The sequence below is a fragment of the Frigoribacterium endophyticum genome (genome assembly GCF_011759585.1).
In the GTDB taxonomy this organism is placed as follows: Bacteria; Actinomycetota; Actinomycetes; order Actinomycetales; family Microbacteriaceae; genus Frigoribacterium; species Frigoribacterium endophyticum.
On sequence record NZ_JAAOYV010000003.1, the window covers coordinates 144,386 to 160,082 of the forward strand.

Genomic DNA, 15,697 nt, shown 5'->3' on the forward strand with positions numbered 1-15,697 from the left:
CGGCGGGGCCGGGGGGAGAGGTCAGTGGGCGTGCAGCCACGCTCCGAGGCGGGCCCGCCAGCCCCGGGGAGGCGCGGTGACGGCCTCGGCCGCGTCCCGCTCGGCCCGCGGCGGGAACGAGATCGCCTGGCACCGCGTGCAGACCTGGATCTGCCGGTGCACCGAGAGCCCCGTGCCGAAGTAGGGGTTGTCGGCGAGGCGGGCCGGTGCCCGGCAGATGCGACAGCGGAGCTCCGCGGCGGCGCCCTCGACCATGTGACCTCCTCGTTCGAGGGACACCATCGGCCGCCCTGGTCGCTCGGTCAGCAGCGGCGGGGGATCGTACGCATCCCGGACAGGCGGTGCGCTTCGGTGCGTGACGGCGGGCGTGGCGACGCCCGGCCCCGAGTGTCGGGGCCGGGCGTCGTGGGTGGGGCTGGCGGCGGCGCGCCTGCTCCTAGCTCCGTCTGACGCGCTGGAGCGCGTCAGCGCGCGCCACGCAGTCGCTTCGCGCCTGCTCTCAGTGGCGCGCGCCCATCAGGTGCTCGAGGGCGAGCTGCTGCAGATGGACGAAGCCGTAGCCGTGGCCGCCGAAGTGGGCGGAGGCGTCGTACTCCTCGTAGGAGGCACGGTCGGCCAGGAGCTGCTCGTAGCCCTCGCCCTCGCCCAGGGTCGGCACCGAGAGCTCGGCGACCTGGCTGGCGGCCAGCGCCTCCTGCACCTCGGGGTCGGCGCGGAAGGCCTGCGCGCGCTCCTTGAGCAGCAGGTACATGCGCATGTTGGCGGCCGCGGACTCCCAGACGCCGTCGATCGACTCGGTGCGGGAGGGCTTGTAGTCGAAGTGGCGGGGGCCGTCGTAGGAGGGGCCGCCCTGGGGGGAGCCGTGCTCCAGCAGGTCGACGAGCGAGAACGCGTTCTGCAGGTCGCCGTGGCCGAAGACGAGGTCCTGGTCGTACTTGATGCCGCGCTGGCCGTTGAGGTCGATGTGGAAGAGCTTGCCCTGGTAGAGCGCCTGGGCGATGCCGGCGGTGAAGTTCAGGCCCGCCATCTGCTCGTGGCCGACCTCGGGGTTCACGCCCGCCATCTCGGGGTGCTCGAGCGTCTCGATGAACGCGATCGCGTGGCCGAGCGTCGGCAGCAGGATGTCGCCGCGGGGCTCGTTCGGCTTGGGCTCGATCGCGAAGCGCAGGTCGTAGCCCTTGTCGAGCACGTACTGCGAGAGCATGTCGACGCCCTCCTTGTAGCGGGAGAGCGCCGCCTGGACGTCCTTCGCGGCGTCGTACTCGGCGCCCTCGCGGCCGCCCCACATGACGAAGGTCTTCGCGCCCAGCTCGGCGGCGAGGTCGATGTTGCGGAGCACCTTGCGGAGCGCGAAGCGGCGCACGCCGCGGTCGTTCGAGGTGAACCCGCCGTCCTTGAAGACGGGGGCGCTGAAGAGGTTGGTGGTGACCATCGGCACCACGATGCCGGTCGCGTCGAGGGCGCCCTTGAGGCGGTCGATCTGCGTCTGGCGCTCCGCGTCGGTCGAGCCGAAGGCGAAGAGGTCGTCGTCGTGGAAGGTGAGGCCGTAGGCGCCGAGGCGGTCGAGGTTCTCGACGGCCTCGACGACGTCGAGGTCGGGGCGCGTGGGGCCGCCGAACGGGTCCGCGCCCGTGTAGCCGACCGTCCAGAGGCCGAACGAGAACTTGTCTTCGCGAGTGGGGGTGACGGACATCGATGTCCCTTTCCGAGAGTGCGTCTGCGACGAGGCCTGGTCGTCGCGACGGGGCCGCGACGAATGTTGTGCGCCTCAACATATCCGGTCCGTGGCCTGAACGGAAGCCCGGTCGGCATTTGTCGTCCGCGGCAACGAAACACTTGCGCTGGCCGTCGTGGCTGTCGTAGTGTCTCCAACCGCGAGCAGTCGAAGCGCTTCCGCACCGGGCGGGAGAGCGTCGGCGTCGCGTCTCTCCACCACCCAGACAGCGAGGTCCCGATGGCGACGATCCACGACGTGGCAGAGGCCGCCGGCGTGTCCATCTCCACGGTCTCGTACGCCCTCTCCGGCAAGCGCTCCATCGCGTCGACGACGCGGCAGCGCGTGACGGAGGCGGTCGACCGGCTCGGCTACCGCCCCCACGCCGGCGCGCGGATGCTGGCCGGCGCCCGGACGAACATCCTCGCGCTGAGCGCGCCGGTGCGGCCCGACAACCACCAGCCCACCCAGATGCGCTTCGTCACCGCCGTCGTCGAGGCCGCTCGCCGCCGCGACTACGACGTCCTGCTGCTGGCCACCGACGACGAGGTGTCGGGCATCCGGCGCGTCGCGTCGAGCTCGCTGGTCGACGGCGTCGTGGCGATCGGCGTCGCCACGGTCGACGAGCGCGTCGACCTCGTCCGCGAGCTCGCCCTGCCGGCCGGCTTCATCGGCATCCCGCAGGGGGCCGACGACCTCGCCTGCATCGACCTCGACTTCGAGACCGCCGCCGCGATGAGCGTCGACCGCCTCGCCGACGCCGGCCACCGCGTCGTCGGCGTGGTCGGCCACCCCGCCTCGTACCAGGAGCGCGACACGGGCTTCATCCGGCGCTTCGACGACGCGTTCGCGGCGCGGGCCCAGGTGCGCGGCCTCGAGACCGTCACCATCCCGACCGACCTCAGCCGCGCCTCCGGCGGGCGGGCCTTCGACGAGCTGCGGGCCCGCCTCCCCGGCATGACCGCGCTCGTGCTGCACTGCAGCGAGCCGACCGCCGAGGCCGTGCTGCAGCGCATCCGGCAGCTGGGCCTCGAGATCCCCCGCGACCTCTCCGTGCTCGCCGCCGCCGCGAGCTACGCGGCCGACGAGCTCGAGCCGGCGCTCGACATGATCCCGCTGCCGATCGACGAGATGTGCCGCCGCGCGGTCGAGGCCGCCTTCGAGCGCATCGACGGCCGGCTCGACCGCGGGGTCGAGCTGATCGCTCCCGTCTACCTCGCGCAGGGCTCGGTCACCGTGCCGACCCGCGCCTCCTAGCCTTCCCTGTCCCTCACCCACCAGCACCACCGCACCACGCACCACCGGCACCACGCACCACCGGCACCACGCACCACCACCGCACGACACCGCAGATCACCGCCCCGCGACGATCGTCGAAACGCTTCGACGACGCAAGGGGCCTCTACGAGGAGGTAGAACCATGAAGAAACGACGCGTGCTCGCAGTCGGCACGGCCCTCGCGGCCACCGCCGGGCTGCTCACCGGCTGCTCGGCCGGCGGCGGGTCCTCCGACCCCGACACCCTCAAGCTCTGGCACTTCGAGAGCGAGACCAGCGCGATGGGCATCGCGTGGGACCAGGCCATCGAGACCTTCGAGGAGGAGACCGGCGCGACCGTCGAGTTCGAGGCGAAGAGCTTCGAGCAGATCCGCTCGACGGCCAGCCAGGTGCTGAACTCCGACGAGGCGCCCGACATCCTCGAGTACAACAAGGGCAACGCGACGGCGGGCCTGCTCGCCAGCCAGGGCCTGCTGGCGAACCTCGACGACGCCGTCGCCGAGTACGGCTGGGACGACGACCTCGCCCCCTCGATCGCCACGACGTCGAAGTACGACGAGCGCGGCATCATGGGCTCGGGCAGCTGGTACGGCATCCCGAACTACGGCGAGTACGTCGAGGTCTACTACAACAAGGACGCCTTCGCGGCGCAGGGCATCGAGGTGCCCACGACCTACGACGAGTTCGAGGCGGCGCTGCAGACCTTCGCCGACGCGGGCATCACCCCGCTCGCCGAGGCGGGCGCCGAGTACCCGCTCGGGCAGCTCTTCTACCAGCTGGCCCTCTCGCAGGCCGACCGCTCCTTCGTCGACGACTACCAGCTGTACGAGGGCGACGTCGACTGGCAGGGCCCCGAGCTCAGCTACGCGGCCGACAAGCTGCAGGAGTACGTCGAGAACGGCTGGATCTCGAAGGACGTCACCGGCATCAAGGCCGAAGACATGGGCACGACCTTCATGAGCGGCGGCGCGCCGATCATGGTCTCCGGCAGCTGGTGGGCCGGCCGCGTCGCCGACGAGGCGACGTTCGACTGGGGCACGTTCCTCTTCCCCGGCAGCGAGATGGCTCCGGGCTCGGGCGGCAACCTCTGGGTGATCCCCGAGAACGCCGCCAACAAGGAGCTCGCCGAGAAGTTCATCGACATCACGATGCGCCCCGAGATCCAGAACCTCATCGGCAACAACGGCGGCGTGCCCGTCAAGGCCGACCCGGCCGACATCACCGACCCGAAGAGCCAGGAGCTGATCGCGAACTTCAACACGCTCCTCGAGCGCGACGGCCTCGCCTTCTACCCCGACTGGCCCACGCCGACCTTCTACGACCAGCTGGTCGCCGGCACCCAGGAGCTCGTCAACGGCTCGGCCTCGCCGGAGGAGATGCTCGAGACCCTGGGCGGGCAGTACCAGAGCGGCGTCGACGACATCACCGGGGAGTAGCCGGCCATGACCTCCCTCGACACGAAGGAGGCGCGGGAGACCCGGGAGGGCCGGCGCGCGACGTCGGCCCTCCCGGGCTCCGGCCCCCGCGCCGCCCGCGCCGCCCGCCCGGCCCGCCCGGCGGAGGAGAGCCTGCTGCCCGGCTCCGGCCGCCGCGGCTTCTGGCTCTATCTCATCCCCGGCTTCGCGCTGTTCGCGGTCGTCGTGCTGGTGCCCCTGGTCTGGAACGTCTACCTCAGCTTCACCGATTACCGCGGCATCCGTCCGCCGACCTGGGCCGGGCTCGACAACTGGCGCGAGCTGATGGCCGACGAGCGCTTCTGGACGTCGTTCCTCAACAGCGTCTTCCTGATCATCGCCATGGTGGTCGTGCCGACCCTGCTCGGGCTCCTCCTCGCCGCGATGCTCTTCGACCTGATCGGCCGCAAGTTCGGCGGCCGCCTGGCGTCGTTCCTCCGGGCCACCTACTACCTGCCGCAGATCCTGCCCGTGGCCATCGCCGCGATCGTGATCGGCTGGATCCTCCGGCCCGAGAACGGCGCGCTCAACAGCGTCCTCGACGCCGTCGGGCTCGGCGCCCTCCAGCACAACTGGCTCGGCAGCCCCGACACGGCGCTGCTCAGCATCATGGTGGTGATGGTCTGGGTCCAGCTCGGCTACCCGGTGGTCATCTTCATGGCGGCCCTCCAGCGGGTCGACCCCGAGCTCTACGAGGCCGCCGAGCTCGACGGCGCCGGCTGGTTCCAGCGCTTCCGCGCGATCACGGTGAGCATCATCCGCCCCGAGATCTTCGTGGTCGTGCTCACCTGCACCATCGCGGCGCTCAAGGTCTTCGGGCCGATCTACGCCCTCACCCGCGGCGGCCCCGGCGACTCCACGATCGTGCCGAGCTACTACGCCTACAGCGAGTTCTTCCAGAGCCAGCAGGTCGGCTACGGCGCGACCATCGCGACGGCGCTGACCCTCGTCATCGTCGTGATCACCATCTTCTTCATCCAGGCCCAGAACCGGGTCGAACGAGCAGAGAGAGGCCGCTGATGGCCACGACCGTCGTCCCGCCGGTGGAGGGCGACCGCATCCGCCCTGCAGTGCCCAGCCCGCGCCTCCCGAAGGCGAAGCAGCGGAAGAAGAAGAAGACGGTCACCGACTGGGTCATCCTGGCCGCGGCCCTGCTCTTCGGGCTGCTGATCGCGCTGCCCTTCCTGCTGATCCTGGTGAACTCGTTCAAGTCGCCCGCCGACTACACGAGCGGCGGGCCGCTGAGCCTGCCGACGTCGCTGTACTTCGACGGCCTGGTGAACTTCTGGAACCGCGTCGAGTTCCCGCAGAAGCTCTGGAACAGCTTCGTGATCGCGGGCCTCGTCGCCCTCTTCGCCGTCGTCATCTCGGTGTTCAACGCGTACGCCCTCGGCATCGGCCGGGTGCGCGGCCGCACCTGGATCATCGTGCTCTTCCTGCTCGCCAACATGCTCCCGCAGGAGGCGCTGCTCTACCCGCTGTACTTCCTGTTCAAGCAGGTGGGGCTCTACGACAACATCTGGGCCGTCATCATCATCTTCACGGTCATCCAGAGCGCCTTCGGCACGTACCTGCTGTCGAGCGTCTACGGCACCTTCCCGAAGGAGGTGCTCGAGGCCGCGTCGCTCGACGGGGCCAGCCGGTGGCAGATCCTCTGGCGCGTCATCGTGCCGATCAGCCGCCCGACGCTGTCGGTGCTCGCGATCTTCTTCTTCATCTGGACCTGGAACGAGTTCCTCATCCCGTTGACGTTCCTCGTCTCGAACGACAACCAGACCGTGCCCGTCGCCATCACGGCGCTGCAGGGCGACCGCCTGATGGACGTCACGACGACGAGCGCCTCGGCGCTGCTCGGGCTCATCCCGACGCTCGTCTTCTTCCTGCTGTTCCAGCGCACGCTCACCCGCGGCATCACCGCCGGGGCCGTCAAGTGACCGGGCTCCGCGCCCGCCGCGCTCCCCGGCCCCTCGCCCCGCGACTCCCCTCGAAAGGCACCGCATCGTGAAGTTCACCGACGGCTTCTGGCAGACGCGCCCCGGCGTCTCCTCCCTGTTCGCCCAGGAGGCCTACGACGTCGAGCAGGGCGCCGACGGCCGCTCGCTCGTCGTGACGGCCCCGACCAAGGTCATCGCGTCGCGGGGCGACACCCTCAACCGCCCGGTCATGACCGTCACGCTGCGCTCGCCGATGGAGGGCGTGATCGGCGTCACCGTCGAGCACTTCTCCGGCGGGCGTGACGAGATCGGCTTCGACCTCGTCGGGGCCGAGGGCGGCGAGGCCGGGGTCGGCACGGCCACGGCGACCGAGGGAGGCGCCACCCTGACCTCGGGCCGGCTCACGGCCACCGTGGGTCGCGGGGCCCCCTTCGACCTCTCGTTCAGCGACGGCGACACCGTCCTCACCCGCTCGGGCGCGAAGTCGGTCGGCTACCACTCGGTGGCCGCCGACGCGCAGCTCGACGGCGCGATGGTGGGCAACGCCCGGGCGGGCACCGCGCGCGCGTTCGCCCCGCACTACGTGTCGCAGCAGCTGTCGCTCGGCGTCGGCGAGTTCGTCTACGGGCTCGGCGAGCGCTTCGGCCCGCTGGTGAAGAACGGCCAGACGGTCGACGTCTGGAACGCCGACGGCGGCACGTCGAGCGAGCAGGCCTACAAGAACGTGCCCTTCTACCTGACGAGCCGCGGCTACGGCGTGCTCGTCGACCACCCCGGCCACGTCTCGTACGAGATCGGCTCGGAGGCGGTCGAGCGGGTGCAGTTCTCGGTCGCGGGCGAGGGGCTGACGTACTACGTGATCGCGGGGCCGACCCCGGCCGACGTGCTCGAGCGCTACACGCGGCTCACCGGCCGCCCGGCCCACGTGCCGGCCTGGTCGTACGGGCTCTGGCTCTCGACGTCGTTCACGACCGACTACGACGAGGCGACCGTGACCTCCTTCGTCGACGAGATGGCCCGGCGCGACATGCCGGTCAGCGTCTTCCACTTCGACTGCTTCTGGATGCGCGAGTTCCAGTGGTGCGACTTCGAGTGGGATCCTCGGGTCTTCCCCGACCCCGAGGGCATGCTCGCCCGCCTGCACGAGCGCGACCTGCGCGTCTGCGTCTGGATCAACCCCTACATCGGCCAGCGGTCGGCGCTCTTCCGCGAGGCGGCCGACGCCGGATACCTCGTGCGGAACCCCGACGGCAGCGTCTGGCAGTGGGACCTCTGGCAGGCCGGCATGGGCCTCGTCGACTTCACGAACCCCGAGGCGACCGCGTGGTTCCAGGGCAAGCTCCGGGCGCTGCAGGCGCAGGGGGTCGACGCGTTCAAGACCGACTTCGGCGAGCGGATCCCCACCGGGGTGGTCTGGCACGACGGCTCCGACCCCGAGCGCATGCACAACTGGTACACGCAGCTCTACAACGAGGCCGTCTTCGAGGTGCTCGAGGAGGTCCGCGGCGAGGGCGACGCCGTCGTCTTCGCCCGCTCGGCGACCACGGGCGGTCAGCGCCTGCCGGTGCACTGGGGCGGCGACTCGACGTCGACCTTCGAGTCCATGGCCGAGACCCTCCGCGGCGGCCTCTCGATCGCGATGAGCGGGTTCTCGTTCTGGAGCCACGACATCGGCGGCTTCGAGGGCACCCCCGACGCCGAGGTCTACAAGCGCTGGACGGCCTTCGGCCTGCTCTCGAGCCACAGCCGCTTCCACGGCAGCGGTTCGTACCGGGTGCCGTGGGCCTTCGACGAGGAGGCCGTGGAGGTGACCCGGCGCTTCACGAAGCTGAAGCTCTCGCTGATGCCGTACCTCTACGCCGCCGGGCTCGAGGCCTCCCGCACCGGCCTGCCGGTGATGCGGCCGATGGCCCTGGCCTTCCCCGCCGACCGCGCCGTCGCCCACGTCGACACGCAGTACATGCTGGGCGACGACCTGCTGGTGGCCCCGGTGTTCTCCGCCGACGGCACCGTCGAGGTCTACCTGCCCGCCGGCCGCTGGACGAGCTGGTTCACCGGCGAGGTCGTCGACGCGGGCGCCGGCACCTGGCGCACCGAGGTGCACGACGTCCTCTCGCTGCCGCTGTACGTGCGCGAGGGCGCCGTCGTCCCGGTCGGCGCTCGCGACGACCGCCCCGACCACGACTACCTCGACGGCCTCGTGCTGCGGGTCTTCCCCGGGGGCGACGGCGACCGCACGGTCACCGTGACCACGCCCGACGGCGTGCGGGCCGACTTCGTCGTCCGGCGTGCGGGAGGCGCGGTGACGGTCGAGACCACCGCCCCCGGCTGGAGCCTGGACGAGGTCGGGGGAGACCCCGCGTCGCAGTAGGGTCGGAACGACGAAGGGGGGCGGCATCGTGACGATCGACCAGGTCGCGCGGACGGAGGGCGCTCGCCAGTCGAACCTGGCGGCCGTGCTCGGCCTCGTGCACGCTCGCGGCCCGCTCTCCCGGTCGGAGCTGACGCGCCTGACCGGCCTCAACCGCTCCACCATCGCGACGCTCGTCGGCGACCTCGTCGACCGGCAGCTGGCCCACGAAGCGGACCCCGTGGGGGTCTCGCGCGTGGGCCGGCCGAGCCCGGTCGTCGAGGCGCGCTCCGACGTCGTGGCCTGGTCGGTCAACCCCGAGATCGACGCGGTGACCGTCGGGGCCGTGGGCCTCGGCGGGGCCGTCCGGGCGAGGGTCCGTCGCGAGACGGCGAGCGTGCCCACGGCCGCCGAGGCCGCCGCGCTCGCCGCGGAGACCATCGACGAGCTGCGCCAGGTGCTGCGGAGGAGCGGGGGAGTGGTGGCCGAGGTGGGCGTCGGCGCCGCGGTGCCGGGCCTCGTCCGGGCCGACGGCGGCCTGGTCCGCCTCGCGCCGCACCTCGGCTGGGTCGACGAGCCGTTCGCGGCCCTCGTCTCGGAGGCGACCGGCCTGCCGACCGAGGCGGCCAACGACGCGTCGCTCGCCGCGATGGCCGAGGGCCGCTTCGGGGCCGGGCGCGGGGTCGACGACCTGGTCTTCCTCAACGGCGGCGCGAGCGGCGTCGGCGGCGGCGTCATCGCGGCGGGCCGACCGCTCGCCGGGGTGGGCGGCTACGCCGGCGAGATCGGCCACACCCTGGTCAACTCGGTCGGCCGGCTCTGCCACTGCGGCGCCACCGGCTGCCTCGAGACCGAGGTGGGCCAGGCGTCGCTGCTCGCCGCGACCGGTCTCTCGCGGGCGCAGGCCGACGAGCTCGACGCGGCCCTGCAGGAGGCGCGCCCCGGCTCCGAGGCGCGGGCCGAGGTCGAGCGCCAGGTCGACCAGCTCGCGGTCGCCCTGCGCACGGTCGTCAACGCCTTCGACCCGTCGATGATCGTGCTCGGTGGCTTCCTGGGGTCGCTGCTCGCCGCCGCCCCCGACCGGCTGCTCGACCGCGTCACGCGGCAGGCGCTGCCCGGCCCGGCCGACGACGTCAGCATCGTGCGGGCACAGCTGGGCGCCGACCGCCTGGTGATCGGGGCGGCCGAGCTCGCCTTCGCGCCGCTGCTCTCCGACCCGGCGTCGGCCTCGCTGCCGCGCACGGCGCGCTAGGCCGACCCGACCCGACCCGACCCGACCTGATCCGGTGCGGCGTCGTCAGGCGTGCGTGTGCGGCTCGGAGTTGGCCCACACCGACGAGGCGGCCGCGCCGGCGAGCTCGACGGTGCCGAGCGGCCGGTCGTGCACGTCGGTCAGCACGACCTCCATCGACCCCGCGTAGTCGCGGCGCTCGCCGACGCGCACGTGGGCGCCGACGCGCAGGTCGAGCGAGGCGAGGTAGCGCAGCAGCTCGGGCTCGTCGTCGGAGACGCGGACGACGAAGCCGCACTCGCCGCTCGCGAACTGCTGCAGGGGGTGCGCGACGGGCCGGGTCACCGTGCCGTCGGCGGCGGGGATGGGGTCCCCGTGCGGGTCGGCGGCCGGGCGGCCGAGCTCGACGTCGAACGCCTCGAGGAGGCGGTCGCTGACCGCGTGCTCGAGCACCTCGGCCTCGTCGTGCACCTCGTCCCAGCCGTAGCCCAGCCGCTCGACGAGGTAGGTCTCGATCAGGCGGTGGCGGCGGACCATGCCGACCGCGACGCGCCGGCCGAGCTCGCTCAGCGCGATGCGCCGGTAGGGCTCGTAGTCGATGTAGCCGTCGCGCTCGAGCTTGCGCAGGTTGCCCGACACGGTCGAGGCGCCGACGCCGAGCGTCGCCGCGATCTCGTTCGTGGTGATGCCGCGGTCGCCCTCGCCGGCGGCCCACTCCTCGGCCTTCCAGATGACCTTGAGGTAGTCCTCGGTCATCGTGGAGGGGGTCGGCTGGGCGTCCGTCGGCATGCCACCGATCCTAGGTGTCGTCGCCCGGCCCACCCGGCCCGCGCCTCCTGGCCTGCCCGCTCGGCGGCCGACCCGGCCCGCGCCTCCAGCCCGCCTCAGCCGCGGGGCAGCGACCCGAGCTGCTGCGCCGCGCGGTACCGCGCGGCGATGGCGGGCACCGGCGAGGCCTCGGCCGACGACCGGATCGCGACATCCCACCGGGGTCGGCCCCCGGTGAGCGCCCACGCCGCCTGCCGTGCGGCCCCGTCGGCGACGTACTCGCCCGGCGAGGGCACCGAGACGGGCACGTCGAAGACCTGGGCGGCGACGGCCTGCACGGCCGGGTTGAGCGCGGCCCCGCCGATGAGCAGCACGCGGTGCACCTCGACGCCCTGGTCGCGGACGGCGGCGGCGCCGTCGGCCAGCGCCGAGAGCATGCCCTCGACCGCGGCGCGCGCGAGGTTCTCGCGGGTCGTCGAGGCCAGGGTCAGGCCGGCGAGGGTGGCCGTGGCGCGGGGCAGGTCGGGAGTCCGCTCGCCCTCGAAGTAGGGCACCAGCGAGACCCCGCCCGAGCCGGGCTCGGCGGCGAGGGCGAGGCGGGCGAGCTCGTCGTGGTCGACGCCGAGCAGCGCCCCGATCGACGAGAGCACCCGGGCGGCGTTGAGGGTCGCGACCAGGGGCAGGAACCCGCCGGCCGCGTCGGCGAAGCCCGCGACCGTGCCGCTGCGGTCCGCCACGGGGTGGTCGGTGACGGCGAAGGCGGTGCCGCTCGTGCCGATGCTGATCACGAGGTCGCCGACGCCGGCGTCGAGGCCGAGCGCGGCGCCCGCGTTGTCGCCGGCGCCGGCCGCGACCACCAGCCCGGCCGGCACGCTCGCGTGGGCCACCGTCGTGCCCGCCGCCTCCGACGGGCCCAGCACGCGGGGCAGCACGACGCCCGTGCCGTCGCCGCCGGCCACCCGGCCGGGGCGGCCGAGCGCGCGCTCGAACAGCTCGAGGTCGTAGCCGTCGTCGGCCGGGCTCCAGTACGAGGTGCCGCTCGCGTCGCTGCGGTCGGTCACGAGCTCGTCGAGGTCGGGGCCGAGGGGCGAGGAGTCGCGGGGCCCGTACCCGAGCAGCCGCCAGGTCAGCCAGTCGTGCGGCAGCGCCACCGCGGCCACGCGCTCGGCGGAGGCCGGCTCGGCGTCGCGCAGCCACCGCAGCTTCGTCGCGGTGAAGGAGGCGACCGGCACGGTGCCGGTGCGCCGCGCCCACTCGTCGGCGCCGAGCTCGTCGACGAGGTCGCGCGCGGCGTCGGCGCTGCGGGTGTCGTTCCAGAGGAGGGCGTCGCGGACGACCTCGCCCTCGGCGTCGAGCACGACCATGCCGTGCTGCTGGCCGGCGACCGAGATCGCGTCGACGTCGTCGAGGCCGCCCGCCGCGGCGATCGCCTCGAGCAGCGCGGCCCACCAGGCCGACGGGGCGACCTCGGTGCCCTCGGGGTGCCGCGCGCTCCCGGAGCGCACCAGCGCACCCGACGACGCGTCGCGGACGACGACCTTGCAACTCTGGGTCGAGGAGTCGACCCCGGCGACGAGACTCATGGTCGGTAGTTTGTCGTACCGCGCAACGAATGCGCCAGCCCCCGCCCCGACCGGCGTGGCGCACCTGTCGGTAGACTCAAGTGCACCTCACCCGGTGCAGTCCCCCGACGTGAGGAGCCCCCCATGCCCGCAGTAGTGATCATCGGTGCCCAGTGGGGCGACGAGGGCAAGGGCAAGGCCACCGACCTGCTCGGCAGCCGCATCGACTACGTCGTCAAGTTCAACGGCGGCAACAACGCCGGCCACACGGTCGTCATCGGCGACCAGAAGTACGCGCTGCACCTGCTGCCCTCCGGCATCCTCTCGCCCGGCGTCACCCCGATCATCGGCAACGGCGTCGTCGTCGACATCGAGGTCCTCTTCGACGAGCTCGACGCGCTGATCGCCCGCGGCGTCGACGTCTCGCGCCTCAAGGTCAGCGCCAACGCGCACGTCATCACGCACTACCACCGCACGCTCGACAAGGTGACCGAGCGCTTCCTCGGCAAGCGCCAGATCGGCACCACCGGTCGCGGCATCGGCCCGACCTACGCCGACAAGATCAACCGCGTGGGCATCCGCGTGCAGGACATCTTCGACGAGGGCATCCTGCGGCAGAAGGTCGAGGCGGCCCTCGACCAGAAGAACCACCTGCTCGTCAAGATCTACAACCGCCGCGCCATCGAGGCCGACGAGATCGTCGAGTCGCTGCTCTCGTACGCGCCCCGTCTGAAGCCGATGGTGGCCGACACGGCGCTCGAGATCCACCAGGCGCTCGAGGCCGACAAGACCGTCCTCTTCGAGGCCGGCCAGGCGACGATGCTCGACGTCGACCACGGCACCTACCCCTTCGTGACGTCGTCCTCGGCGACCGCGGGCGGCGCCTCCACCGGCTCCGGCATCGGCCCGGGCCGCATCGAGCGCGTCATCGGCATCGTGAAGGCGTACACGACCCGCGTCGGGGCCGGGCCCTTCCCGACCGAGCTGTTCGACGCCTCCGGCGAGTTCCTTCGCGCCAACGGCTTCGAGTTCGGCACGACGACCGGCCGCCCGCGTCGCTGCGGATGGTACGACGCCCCGATCGCCCGCTACTCGGCGCGCATCAACGGCGTCACCGACTTCGTGCTGACGAAGCTCGACGTCCTCACGGGCCTCGAGACGATCCCCGTCTGCGTCGCGTACGACGTCGACGGCGTCCGTCACGACGAGGTGCCCGTGTCGCAGAGCGACTTCCACCACGCCGTGCCGATCTACGAGGAGTTCCCCGGCTGGTCGGACGACATCACGGGCGCTCGGGAGTTCTCCGACCTGCCCCAGGCTGCCCAGGACTACGTCCTCGCCGTCGAGGCGATGAGCGGCGCCCGCATCTCCGCCATCGGCGTCGGCCCCGGCCGCGACGCCATCGTCACGCGCCACGACCTGCTCGGCTAGGCGACCGCCCGCCCCCGCGGCCGCGCCGTGCCCCCTCAGGTGGCGCGGCGCGGCTAGACGACGCTGAACCCGTCGGTGAGGCGGCCGCGCCCCGTCAGCGCGAGCAGCACCTCCTCGCCGTGCCCCTGCATCGTGGCGGCGCGCGCCGCCAGCGCGGCCGTGTCGGCGACGGCGGTCGCGGGCAGCGTGTGCGGCAGCCCGGTCGCCCGCGAGAGGTCGATCGTGTGCACGACGAGCTCGAAGACCCGGGTGCGCAGGTACTCGTCGAGGGGGATGCCCATGCCGCCGATCGAGACGATCCGGTTCGAGAGCGCCCGGGCCAGCGCCGCCCGCGAGTCGGCGAGGGCCGCCGCGACGACGGTGGAGGGGGAGTCGCCGAGCCAGGCGCCGGCCTCCACGCCGCGCTGGAACACGCCGTCGGCGTCGGTGAACTGCGAGGCGTAGGCCGAGTACCAGGCCTCCGCCGAGGGGATCGTGACGTCGCCCGGCTCGTCGAGCGCGAGGTACGTCGAGACCGTGAGCACCGCGCGGGAGGCGTGGCCCGCGAGGTCGCGGACGGTCCAGCGGCCGAGCCCGGGCTGGCTCCACTGCTCGGGGCCGACGCGCGACAGGAGGTCGACGAACGACTCGGCGGACTGGCTGAAGGCGGCGGCGGGGCTCATGGCCACGATCATGCCGGACGCACGCCGGTGCCGCGGCCCGCTCGACGTCGACGCCGGGTCCTGGCAGCATCGGGGGATGACCGCCACGCGTCCGCCCCTCGTCCCGCTCGTGGGCCGCCACGTCGTCGTCGAGCCGATCACCCCCGACGACCTCGCCGAGCTGCACCCGGCCCTCGCCCGCCCCGAGGTCTTCGCCGGCGGGTGGGGCGGCGGCTCGGCGGCGTTCCGCGCCGACCTCGAGGGCTGGTCGGCCTTCATGCGGGGCTACCTGCTGTGGGGCACGGGCAACGTCTACGGGGTCCGGCTCGTCACCGACGGGGCGCCGGGGGCCCTGGTCGGCACGACGACCCTCGCCGAGTTCCAGCTCGAGAACGAGAGCGTGCACCTGGGCTGGACGGCCTACGCGCCCGAGACCTGGGGCACGGCGGTCAACGTCGAGACGAAGCTGCTCGTGCTCGGCACGGCCTTCGAGCACGGCCTCGGCCGCGTGCAGATCCAGGCCGACGCCGCGAACGCGCGGTCGCGGGCCGCGATCGTGAAGCTCGGGGCGACCCCCGAGGGGGTCCTGCGCCGCACCCAGCCCCGGGCCGACGGCACGTGGCGCGACACCGCGGTGTACTCCGTGCTCGCCGACGAGTGGCCGCGCGTGCAGGAGGGTCTCACGGCGCGCCTCGCTGCCCATCAGCAACCGTCCAGACTGTAGGTCGACCCTGGAGCCATGACACTGGAGATCGCCTACACCGCCATCGCCCACGCCACCGGAGGCGGCCGCGACGGCCACGTCCGCAGCGAGGACGACCGTCTCGACTTCGAGACCCGCCCGCCGAAGGAACTCGGCGGCAACGGCGAGGGCACCAACCCCGAGCAGCTCTTCGCGGCCGGCTACGCGGCCTGCTTCCTCAGCGCGATGCACTCCGTCGCCCGTGGTCTCGGCGTCGACACGAAGGACAGCTCGGTCAGCGCGAGCGTCGGCATCGGCCCGAACGGCGAGGGCGGCTTCGGCCTCGCGGTCGAGCTCGACATCTACACGCCGAACGTCCCCGCCGAGCGTCGCCAGGAGCTCGCCGACGCCGCGCACCACGTCTGCCCCTACTCGAACGCCACCCGCGGCAACGTCGAGGTGACCCTGACGCTGGTCGACTGACCCGCCCGCTGCACCGCAGCACCGCAGTACTGGAGCACCGAGGAGGCGGGGCCCCCCCCCGCGGGGGGGGCCCCCCCCGGCCCGGCCCCCCCCGGGGGGGCCCCCCCCCCCCCGCCCCCCCCGGGGGCCGCCCCCCCCCCCCCCCCGGGGGGGGGGGGGGGCCCCCCCGG

The 15,697-nt window shown here is 72.9% G+C and carries 14 protein-coding genes; 9 read left to right on the plus strand and 5 right to left on the minus strand.

From position 1 onward, the window contains the following. Positions 1-21: 21 nt before the first annotated feature. Positions 22-255, minus strand: a complete 234-nt coding sequence (locus FHR77_RS15095) for a hypothetical protein (RefSeq protein ID WP_056056112.1) — start codon at positions 253-255, stop codon at positions 22-24. Between the two features lie 244 nt (positions 256-499). Further along, positions 500-1,693 (minus strand): xylose isomerase, encoded by a 1,194-nt coding sequence (gene xylA, locus FHR77_RS15100; protein ID WP_167261653.1) that lies wholly within the window; start codon positions 1,691-1,693, stop codon positions 500-502. A 261-nt stretch (positions 1,694-1,954) separates the two neighbouring features. Here xylA and FHR77_RS15105 point away from each other — a divergent pair, with 261 nt between their 5' ends. The 6 genes from FHR77_RS15105 to FHR77_RS15130 all read left to right on the plus strand — a co-directional run bounded on the left by FHR77_RS15105 (position 1,955) and on the right by FHR77_RS15130 (position 9,981). Beyond that, entirely contained in the window at positions 1,955-2,971 is a 1,017-nt protein-coding gene (locus tag FHR77_RS15105) for a LacI family DNA-binding transcriptional regulator (protein WP_056056116.1), read from the plus strand. Positions 2,972-3,134: 163 nt separating this feature from the next. Continuing rightward, on the plus strand, positions 3,135-4,427 hold the full coding sequence (locus tag FHR77_RS15110; protein ID WP_167261655.1) for an ABC transporter substrate-binding protein: 1,293 nt from the start codon (positions 3,135-3,137) through the stop codon (positions 4,425-4,427). 6 nt (positions 4,428-4,433) lie between these two features. After that, positions 4,434-5,465 carry a carbohydrate ABC transporter permease gene (locus FHR77_RS15115; RefSeq protein WP_167261657.1) on the plus strand — a complete coding sequence of 344 codons (1,032 nt, stop codon included), beginning with the start codon at positions 4,434-4,436 and terminating at the stop codon, positions 5,463-5,465. Next, on the plus strand, positions 5,465-6,379 hold the full coding sequence (locus tag FHR77_RS15120; RefSeq protein ID WP_167261659.1) for a carbohydrate ABC transporter permease: 915 nt from the start codon (positions 5,465-5,467) through the stop codon (positions 6,377-6,379). Before FHR77_RS15115 ends, FHR77_RS15120 begins: the two co-directional genes overlap by 1 nt. Before the next feature lie 67 nt (positions 6,380-6,446). Further along, complete coding sequence (gene yicI / locus FHR77_RS15125; RefSeq protein WP_167261661.1) at positions 6,447-8,750, plus strand: alpha-xylosidase; 2,304 nt, start codon at positions 6,447-6,449, stop codon at positions 8,748-8,750. A 28-nt stretch (positions 8,751-8,778) separates the two neighbouring features. After that, on the plus strand, positions 8,779-9,981 hold the full coding sequence (locus FHR77_RS15130; protein ID WP_307803244.1) for an ROK family protein: 1,203 nt from the start codon (positions 8,779-8,781) through the stop codon (positions 9,979-9,981). Positions 9,982-10,026: 45 nt separating this feature from the next. Here FHR77_RS15130 and FHR77_RS15135 read toward each other — a convergent pair whose 3' ends face one another. After that, positions 10,027-10,749: a metal-dependent transcriptional regulator gene (locus FHR77_RS15135; protein WP_167261663.1), complete on the minus strand. Its 723-nt coding sequence runs from the start codon at positions 10,747-10,749 to the stop codon at positions 10,027-10,029. A gap of 95 nt (positions 10,750-10,844) precedes the next feature. Beyond that, on the minus strand, positions 10,845-12,311 hold the full coding sequence (xylB, locus tag FHR77_RS15140) for a xylulokinase (RefSeq protein ID WP_167261665.1): 1,467 nt from the start codon (positions 12,309-12,311) through the stop codon (positions 10,845-10,847). A gap of 123 nt (positions 12,312-12,434) precedes the next feature. On the opposite strand from xylB, the gene FHR77_RS15145 reads away from it, so the two are divergent. Further along, positions 12,435-13,721 (plus strand): adenylosuccinate synthase, encoded by a 1,287-nt coding sequence (locus tag FHR77_RS15145; RefSeq protein ID WP_056056131.1) that lies wholly within the window; start codon positions 12,435-12,437, stop codon positions 13,719-13,721. A gap of 53 nt (positions 13,722-13,774) precedes the next feature. Here FHR77_RS15145 and FHR77_RS15150 read toward each other — a convergent pair whose 3' ends face one another. Continuing rightward, complete coding sequence (locus FHR77_RS15150; RefSeq protein ID WP_162240268.1) at positions 13,775-14,383, minus strand: maleylpyruvate isomerase family mycothiol-dependent enzyme; 609 nt, start codon at positions 14,381-14,383, stop codon at positions 13,775-13,777. Between the two features lie 76 nt (positions 14,384-14,459). Here FHR77_RS15150 and FHR77_RS15155 point away from each other — a divergent pair, with 76 nt between their 5' ends. Both FHR77_RS15155 and FHR77_RS15160 read left to right on the plus strand, forming a co-directional pair. Further along, on the plus strand, positions 14,460-15,086 hold the full coding sequence (locus FHR77_RS15155; RefSeq protein ID WP_167261667.1) for a GNAT family N-acetyltransferase: 627 nt from the start codon (positions 14,460-14,462) through the stop codon (positions 15,084-15,086). Positions 15,087-15,107: 21 nt separating this feature from the next. Next, positions 15,108-15,527 carry an organic hydroperoxide resistance protein gene (locus FHR77_RS15160; protein WP_167261693.1) on the plus strand — a complete coding sequence of 140 codons (420 nt, stop codon included), beginning with the start codon at positions 15,108-15,110 and terminating at the stop codon, positions 15,525-15,527. Positions 15,528-15,697 lie beyond the last annotated feature (170 nt).